General features: G+C 42.1%; 3 protein-coding genes. All 3 read right to left on the bottom strand.

The window, feature by feature from the left end:
* Nucleotides 1–49: 49 nt before the first annotated feature.
* Nucleotides 50–5,458 (bottom strand): trifunctional serine/threonine-protein kinase/ATP-binding protein/sensor histidine kinase, encoded by a 5,409-nt coding sequence (locus G4P69_RS34045; protein WP_208354313.1) that lies wholly within the window; start codon nt 5,456–5,458, stop codon nt 50–52.
* A gap of 156 nt (nt 5,459–5,614) precedes the next feature.
* A complete protein-coding gene (locus G4P69_RS34040) occupies nt 5,615–6,922 on the bottom strand; it encodes a serine hydrolase (protein ID WP_208354311.1) in 1,308 nt (435 codons plus the stop codon).
* Between the two features lie 1,544 nt (nt 6,923–8,466).
* Complete coding sequence (locus G4P69_RS34035; RefSeq protein ID WP_208354306.1) at nt 8,467–8,757, bottom strand: hypothetical protein; 291 nt, start codon at nt 8,755–8,757, stop codon at nt 8,467–8,469.
* Nucleotides 8,758–8,858: the final 101 nt, after the last annotated feature.

Below are 8,858 nucleotides of genomic sequence, written 5' to 3'. Positions count from 1 at the left end.
CCATCCCTCTACGGTGTACACTGTTAGATCATAGAAATATTTGGGAATTTTAAAGGTAACCCAAAAAATTCCTCTCGGCAAGTTCTATGCTCTCCATCACAGACTGTACTTCCAGATTGCCGTTGTGTTTCTCTACGACAATCTGTCGGGCGATTGCCAATCCTAATCCGGTTCCTTTTCCTACCGCTTTAGTAGTGAACAAATGATCAAAGATTTTAGCTTGTATTTCCTTACTCATTCCCCTGCCATTGTCTCCAATACGAATTAGCACCTGATTCCCAACCTGTTGTGTACAAATGGTGATTTTCTGAGGATGGGTTGTGATTGTTTTAAAAGAATGTATTTGGGCAAGTTCATCAAACATATCAATGGCGTTAGCCAGGATATTCAGAAACACCTGGTTGATTTGTCCAGGGAAACATTTCACGGCTGGCAATTCACCATAGTTTTGAACGACTTGAATTGCGGGACGAAACTCATTGGCTTTGAGACGATACTTGAGGATCAATAGCGTGCTATCGAGACCTTCATGCAGATTGGTGCTGACTTTATGATCCGTATCAGTACGAGAAAAAGTGCGCAGGCTGGTGCTGATATTTAGGATGCGATCAGTTGCCCCTTCCATCGAGTCCAGCAGCTTGGGTAAGTCATCAATCAGGTAGCCAAGATCAATATCTTCTGCATCGTCTTGAATCGATGGGACAGGATTGGGATAGTGCTGTTGATAGAGCGCCAGATGATTGAGCAAATCTTTCACATAGTCTTTGCCATTGTTGATACTGCCATTGAGGAAACCAATGGGATTATTGATTTCGTGGGCAACGCCTGCAACGAGATTGCCCAACGATGCCATTTTTTCACTTTGCACAATTTGCAGCTGGGATTGTTCTAGTTGCTGGGCATAGGTTTGAGCTTGTTGATAGAGGCGGGCATTTTCGAGAGAAATGGCCGCTTCAGTGCACAGAAAGTTGAGTACAAGGATGCGATCACTGGAAAAAATGCCACGAGTTGTCTGATTTTCCAGATACAAAATGCCAACTAAATTGCCCTGACGCAGAATTGGCATACACAGTACACTCTGAGGTTGATGGTAATGCAGATACTCACCTACCACTGGGAGATCAGTCTCTAGCGCATCTACGACAACGATGGTCATCGTGTTTTTAACATACTGGATGAGTTTGACAGGAACAGTGGTGGTGGTGTCTAGTGGAGCGACTTGCAGAGTCGTTTGTTCAAGATCCGCGATGACCCGAACTTGCCATTGTCCATCCCGACAGAGCATCAGAGCACATTTGTCTGCGCCAGAGTTTTGCAGCATGGTTTGGGTGAGGATGCTCAGCAATTCATCCAGATCAATCGTGCTGGAAAGGGTTTGACAGATTTGCAGCAAGGTAGCAAAATCGAGCGTGGTGTTGATACTACTGCTACAAGAACTTTTGCTGCTGGTAGCGGGGTATAAATAGGTAGGAGCCGATATGGTAGCCAACGTTTCTAAAATCGTCTGTTGGCTATGTTGAGCTTGCAAAATCGAGCGTGACAGTTGGGGATAGCGTTGCTCTAGGTCATTGACTTTGGCGTTAGCTCCCCAGCGGGCATAGCAGTAGTAAGCTTCTTGCAGGTAGATTGCTGCAATTTTTTCTTTACCCCACTCTAGGTAAAATTTAGCTGCAAGTTCGTTGGCTAAGGCTTCTTCTTGGAGGTAGCCGTTGATTTTAGCAAGAGAAATAGCGCGATCAAACAGTTCAATTGCTTCAGACTTCTGTCCCGATAAAATGCTTAAAATCGCATTCACTAAAGTGCACTTATGAGCAAAGTTTTCCGGGCAACTCGCTGCCCATAAACTTAGCTGCGCTTGATTTGATTTAACTTTTTGTATATGACTATTGTCTAAACCTAGAAAATGAGTCCGACAATATTCAGCTATAGCAATAGATTGATAAAAATTGATAGCTGCGACTTGATATTTTCCAGTAATAGTGCCAACAAGGTCTTCAGCCCTCTGAGCTGATTCCACTGCTTCTGCATAACGCCCGTAAAAACATAAGACCTTAGTTTTTAGAAGCAAATAGTGGCAAATTGCATAGTCGCTATTGTTGCTCTTGCACACCTCAAGATGCTGCTGCTCAGTTGGGAGATTCTCTGTACGACTCATTGTAAGGTTAGAGAGCCAAATTTTTAATCCAGAGATGACATCTACGGCAAGTTGATAGTTGAGTTTCTTGGCAGAAAATTCTAAATATTCAGGAAGATTTTGCTGAACTTCTAATACGCTGTCTCCTGCATAAAACGAATTGAGCAGCTTGTACATTAAAAGATTACCAGAGAAAACCATCTCCCCAGATTGTAGTCCAGCGACTAATCCTTTATCAAAAATAGGCAGTGAGCAACGTAAGGGACGCACCCAAGAAAGGAGATTATTCCCTAACATATAACAAGCTTTGCATAAATTATCTGCTTGTTTGAATCGTTTGGCTAAACTTTCCGCAAGTACTCCAAATTCATAGCCAGATTGATAGTCACGGTGATAATGTCCCAGATACATTCCATAAGCTGAAAATCCGTTTCCGGACTCAGCTATCACGCCAAAGTTCAGAGATACTAAAACCATCGATAATGCAACGAAAAAGTATAACTCTCCCTTTTGTAGAACATAAACGGGTACAATTAAATTATTCAGGATCTTGATAATTAGGCGTTTATCTGGAGCAGTTGCTTCTGGTTCATTTGCTAACTGATCGGGCTGGCGATTCGCCAATTTCATCTGAATCTCACGCTGATAAGATTCAAGTTTCTCCGATAAGTCGATTTCTGATAAATCAAAATCCAGGCAAGACAATGCCTTTTGTCCATAATGGAGTGCTTGGAGGTACTTTCCTTGCAACGTGAACATTTGAATCGCCAGGTTAAAGGCTTCAGCTTTTTCAATTGGTTTTTTGGCAAAAGTAGAGATCGTTTCAATAATTGCCATAGAAGATGAGAAATCTCCCGACAAATATTTAGCTTCTGCCAGATTAAAATAAACTTCTACAGACTTTTCATTGCATTGCTGCCAGCTATCTGAAGATAACAAGCGTTTAGCCATTGTAAAGTAGTTGACAGCAACGCCATAAGCAGTAGATTCCTTAGCCCTTTTTCCTGCAATACAGTTTAGCTGGAGAAGTTCTGAATGTTCTTCCTGACTTTGATGAAGTTCAAAGCCCTCATTTAAGTGATTGACGATCGCAAAAATTTTGCTACTTTGTTCTTCTAGGGAAACATTAGCTAGCAAAAGTTTGCCAATTTGAAAGTGAGTTGATTGTCTCAAAGTCTCAGGAATGAGAGAGTAAGCAGCTTGTTGGACGCGATCGTGCAGAAATTTGTAGGGTACAGCAATATTCTGTTGAGTCGTGTGAGTCTCATGGCTCTGGAAAAACTTGTAGGTTTCAGAAATAGGAATAATTAAGCCTTCTTGCAACGCCCTCCACAGTGCAGTTGCGGCTTCTGTTTCCGATTGTTCAGAAATGATCGCCAGCGTATTCAAATCAAATTGATTTCCCACGCAAGCTGCTAATTTCAGCACATGTTGGGTTTCTGGTGGCAATTTTTGCAACTGCTGCACCATGAATTCTACTACATCATCGGTGATTGCCACGGTACTGATTTGAGCAATGTCACATTCCCAATAGCGTAGATCCTGATTGAAGGTGATGTAACCCTCTGTATGTGTTGCTTTGAGGAATTGGGTGATGAAAAAGGGATTGCCTTGGGTTTTGCGATTAATTAACTCACTCAGGGGTTGAGCCAGTTCAGTCGAACAAGCTAACGTATCTGCGACAAGATGATTCAAGTCGTGCAAGCTTAGCGGTGATAACGTGATAGTATTAACCGTTTTCTGAGCTTTTTTAAGTTCTTCTACGGTCAAAATGAAGGGATGAACGGGCGAGACTTCATTATCCCGATAAGCGCCTAGCATTAGCAGATAACTATTGTCATTCATCAGCAGTTTTACCAGCTGAAGCGAGGCGGAATCTGCCCACTGGAGATCATCCAGGAAAATTACCAAGGGATGCTCTCGAGTGGTAAAAACCTCAATGAACTTTTGGAATAGCAGGTTAAACCGGTTTTGGACAGCGCTGCCTGACAATTCGGGAGCTGCAGGCTGTTTACCAATGATCTGCTCCAATTCTGGAATCACGTCGATCAGGACTTGCCCGTTATCACCCACGGCTGTAAGAATTTGGCTTTTCCACTGCTCCAAGGCAGCATCCGATTCAGACAGCAATTGCCCCACCAGATCCCGCAATGCCTGGACAAAGGCTGAAAGGGGAAGGTTGCGATTAAATTGGTCGCACTTACCTTTGATAAAATAGCCCCGTTGCCGGACAATCGGCTTATGCACTTCATTCACCACAGCGGTTTTACCAATACCAGAAAATCCCGCCACCAGCATGAGTTCTGATTTGCCATTGGCGACGCGATCAAAAGCTGCCAATAACTGCTGAACTTCTGCTTTACGACCGTAGAGTTTTTCTGGAATCAAAAAGCGATCGCTGAGATCCCGCTGCCCCAACGTAAACTCGATCAACTGCTGTGATGTTTCTCGGTGATGTAAACAGGTTTCCAGATCATGCTTTAAGCCCAGCGCACTCTGGTAGCGATCTTCTGCATTCTTTGCCATCAGTTTGAACACAATCTCCGAGAGCATCGGCGGCACTGACGGATTGAGATGATGCACCTCTGTGGGGCGCTTCGCCAGATGACAGTAAATTAACTCCATCGGGTCATCTGATTGAAATGGTAACTGCCCGGTCAACAACTGATACAGCGTTACGCCCAGCGCATAGAAGTCGGCGCGATAATCAATCCCACGATTCATCCGCCCGGTTTGTTCGGGAGCCAGATACGTTAGGGTTCCTTCCAACTGATTTGGGTTTTGGATTTCCTGAGTTTCCCTGGGTAACAGGGAGGCGATGCTGAAGTCAATCAGCTTGACCTGTTTTGAGTCGGGATGAATTAGAATATTGGCGGGTTTAAGATCTTTGTGAACAATACGATGTCGGTGCAGATCATGTAAAATTTCCGCGATTTGAACAGCGATCGCCAGCACTTCGATTACGTCCAAGGGGCGCTGATGGGCATAGTGATTGAGCGAAATCCCCCCAAAATCTTCCATCACCAGGGCATAGCCATTCCCCACAGGTTCCAGGCTCAGGGGTTCAATAACTCCCGCTACAGGTTGGTGTTCTTTGTGGGCATCGGTGACACCCCGCAGGAGCATAAACTGATTGCGAAACTGTACCAATTCGCTGAAGCTGGGGTACTCGCGCCGCAACACCTTAATCACCACCGGGCGCTGTTGATCTGTTTGAATCGCTCGATAAACCTCAGTACGAGAACCCTGATAGATCTGCTCGACTAGGGTGTAACCAGGTAGGTGGAACGGTGGCTCAGACACAGAGTCAGTGATGGAGAGCATAGAACTTGCCGAGAGGAATTTTTTGGGTTACCTTTAAAATTCCCAAATATTTCTATGATCTAACACTGTACACCGTAGAGGGATGGGAGAGGGGAGACATACCGTTAGTTCCCCTTCTCCCAAAATTGCGAGAAGGGTTAGGGATGAGGGCAATTTTTACGGTAAGCGGGTAACGCTAGGCTGGGCTAGCAGATAGCTATAGACAAGCCTAGAAACTTGACTGATAAAAGCCTTGGCTCTGAGGTCGTCGAAAGGTCTTTTCACAAAAATCCCTGCTAAATAACGCCTACCTGCTGGTAACTCAATAATACCTGCATCTGCAAGAAGAACTCCAAGAGTCCCTGTTTTGTGAGCAAACACTGCATCTTTACCAAGACCAGCTTGGAGTAAACTTTTATTTTCGACACGATGCATTATCTCCATAACTTTGGAGTGACTTGTATTACTAAGCAACTTATTATTAGCAATTAATACTGACAGTCGCACCAAATCTTTAGCACTGGTTGTATTAGTTCCCTTAAAATCACCTAATAGATGGCGAATAGTAGTGTTTTGCAGACCCCAGCTGCGAAAACGCTGATTTAACTTAGCCTTACCACCTAAACGATCAATAATCATATTAGTAGCGGTATTATCGCTGATGGTAATCATCTTAGTCGCTGTTTCTAAAACACTGAGTCGAGTGCCAACAGGTTTAAATTGCAAGTCTCCTGAACCTTGGGCTTCAGCTTTTAAGTCCCTTCGCAGAACTAAGGTGTCATTAAGCTTGACTTTTCCTGCATCTACGTCCTGGAACAAAGCAATCAGAATAGGGTACTTAATCGTGCTAGCAGCAGAAAATACCTTTTCTCCATAGATATCTAAATAGTTACCTGTATCCAAGTCTAAAAAAAACATTCCTGGCGAGAGGAAGTTGTAGCGAGCCATTAATGTTTTAACCTGAGAGGATAGCTGGGACATTTCCTTCCCTAAAGATACGATCCCAGCAAAGGTTGAATCATTACTGATTTGTACGGGAATCTTCTGTTCTTCTAGTGTCGTGTTTGGACTCAAGACTTGTGGGCTCTCGATAGCTACTCGTTCAATCGAGGATAATTTCACCACCCAGTGAGAAGATGAATCTCCTCTAAATATTACGTTTTGGGGGGAAATGGTGTAACCAGGTGCTAATTCTATAACTAATCGGCTTGTCTTGGAATCCATTTGTCCAACACGAATCGCCCTCACTAACGTCCCTAAACTTTGATGAATTGTATTATTATCTAGGTGGGTTCCCGGTAGATCAATAACAAGTCTTGTTGGGTTATTAATTAAAAAAGCTCTTGGTTGAACACCACAATCTGTGGTTAAGTCAAGCTGATTTTGGGTAGGATCAAAATGCCAAGATTCCAGGCTTGCGGCTTTTGCTTGAGAACATAGCAGCACAATACTAATAACGCTGAGTAGAAAAAAGCGTAACCTCATGCGTGTGATTTTTGAGCGACAGTACAATTTACATGGACAGATTTTCTCCGTTTTTTGAGTCCTGTCCGGAAGAAAATTTTGGAACAGGCAGTAACCAAGATTTTGCTGCTCTTTCTCCCGCGTTTGTGTTCGCAAGCTATCTCATCGCATTATTCCCTGTTCAAAGTATGCGGTTGTATATTATAGCTCGCTATTTTTTACGTATTCAGTAATTTTGTTTTTCGAATTACCTCACTGTAACTATTTTTGACATGGATCATAATAAAGATTCCGTGAATTTTCAGTTTTTTTGATTAAGAATAGACGAACTGATGTATTTTTTATAACTTTTACACTATAGTGAGGTGCTTTTTTATAACTTTTTCTTATGATTTTAATTTAAGGTGATAAGCTTATTCATTCAATAAAAGTAGATCTTTAGAAGAAAATTATGTATGCTCGTATAGTGTGAAAAACATGTAAAGTATCAGGGCTTCCCATTTACCAAGAAATGGGAAAGAACTTAATTAATTTAAGATTTTTCCCCATCGTCAATAGTTGTTTCTTGAACACCAACTGAGGATTTCTTATGGTGCGAGGATCAGAGATATATTCCGCTTGGGCGGAGTTTGCCAAGCAATCAAATATGATCATGGTTGCAATCAAAATGCTAGGCCTTTTTGTTGCAAGTATGTTTCTATTGTTTAGATTCTTTAATCTATTGCATCTTATTCCTTGGCATTTAGAGGTAAAGCCTGTTCACCGTTTTAGAATATTACTCACAATGTCGATCGCCTACTCTGGGCATTTAGCGCTTTCGGTGTTTTGGCGGCTTGGGCAAGTTTTGCAGATATGAAATCAGGCTAAGGGTTGGTTGCAAGAAAATTCCCTCTAAACTTATCGCAAGAGGAATGCGACAATAAATCTCTAGTGTCATTCTATATTTACGGGATGGATTAGGCACGCGAGAATTCTTGGAAAGCTTTGAGCGACGACTGTCCAAATCTATATTTCGTTTCTTTACCGACGTGATAACTCAAGCTCATCTACTTGAGTGACTTCGAGAATTTCTAGCTATGATCCCAGAAGCTTCTAGAAAGGGTTTCAGTAAAAGTACTTGACTCAGAACTCAAGATACGTATTTCGCTAAAATCGAGGATTTTAGTGTTCTGATTTTATGTGATACCAATTCTAGAAAAGAATGAAACAGATGGGTAGGTTGGGTAGAACGAAGTGAAACCCAACAAAGGAAAGGCTTTGAGGTGTTGGGTGACCCGCCAGGTGCGTCTACGTTCCTCAACCCAACCTATATTTGTATCAAATTTTTTGTGAAATGGTATGAGCTGCCGAAGACTGCAGTGTTCGCTATTGCAAAAAATCATTTAAATTAATTTAAAGCGTTTATAGCGTTTATAAAGATGATGAAATATATCTTTTATCCTTTGATAAACAAAACCACCCTACCTTTACTAGGGTGGTTATAGATTACTAGCAGAAAGATTACTAGCAGAAAGATTACTAAAGAGCTTCGATTTATTGTGCTTTTAGTAAAACTTCATAATAATCTATGGTGCTGTAATGCCGAATATTTTGTCAAGTGAGCGTGAACCAGATGTTGCACCTGTTTTAGTGTCATCGAAAGCTAGTGAACCAGAGCTAGCGATAGAAGTTGATGTGTGAGTACCTTGATCCACAACGTTTGTATAAGTAGTGGCGTAAGTTACACCTCCAACATTGTTAGTAAGATCTGCCCGAGCGTCAGCAAGAGCTACAATACCTCGTCCTCCTGTAACGCTAGCTGTTTCTTCTTCTGAAAGATTTTCAAAAAGAACTTCTGTGGTGTTTGTATTAACCATTTTCATTGCTCTACTCCTGGGAATTCTATGCTTTATTCTGGTTTTTGAAAACCAAAATTTTCTTTAGGTTTACCACCCAAAAATAGAATATCAATTTCAAT

The organism is Aetokthonos hydrillicola CCALA 1050 (genome assembly GCF_017591665.1).
GTDB lineage: Bacteria > Cyanobacteriota > Cyanobacteriia > Cyanobacteriales > Nostocaceae > Aetokthonos > Aetokthonos hydrillicola.
Note: the sequence above shows the minus strand (reverse complement) of the source record. Positions and strands in the feature narration are given on the sequence as shown.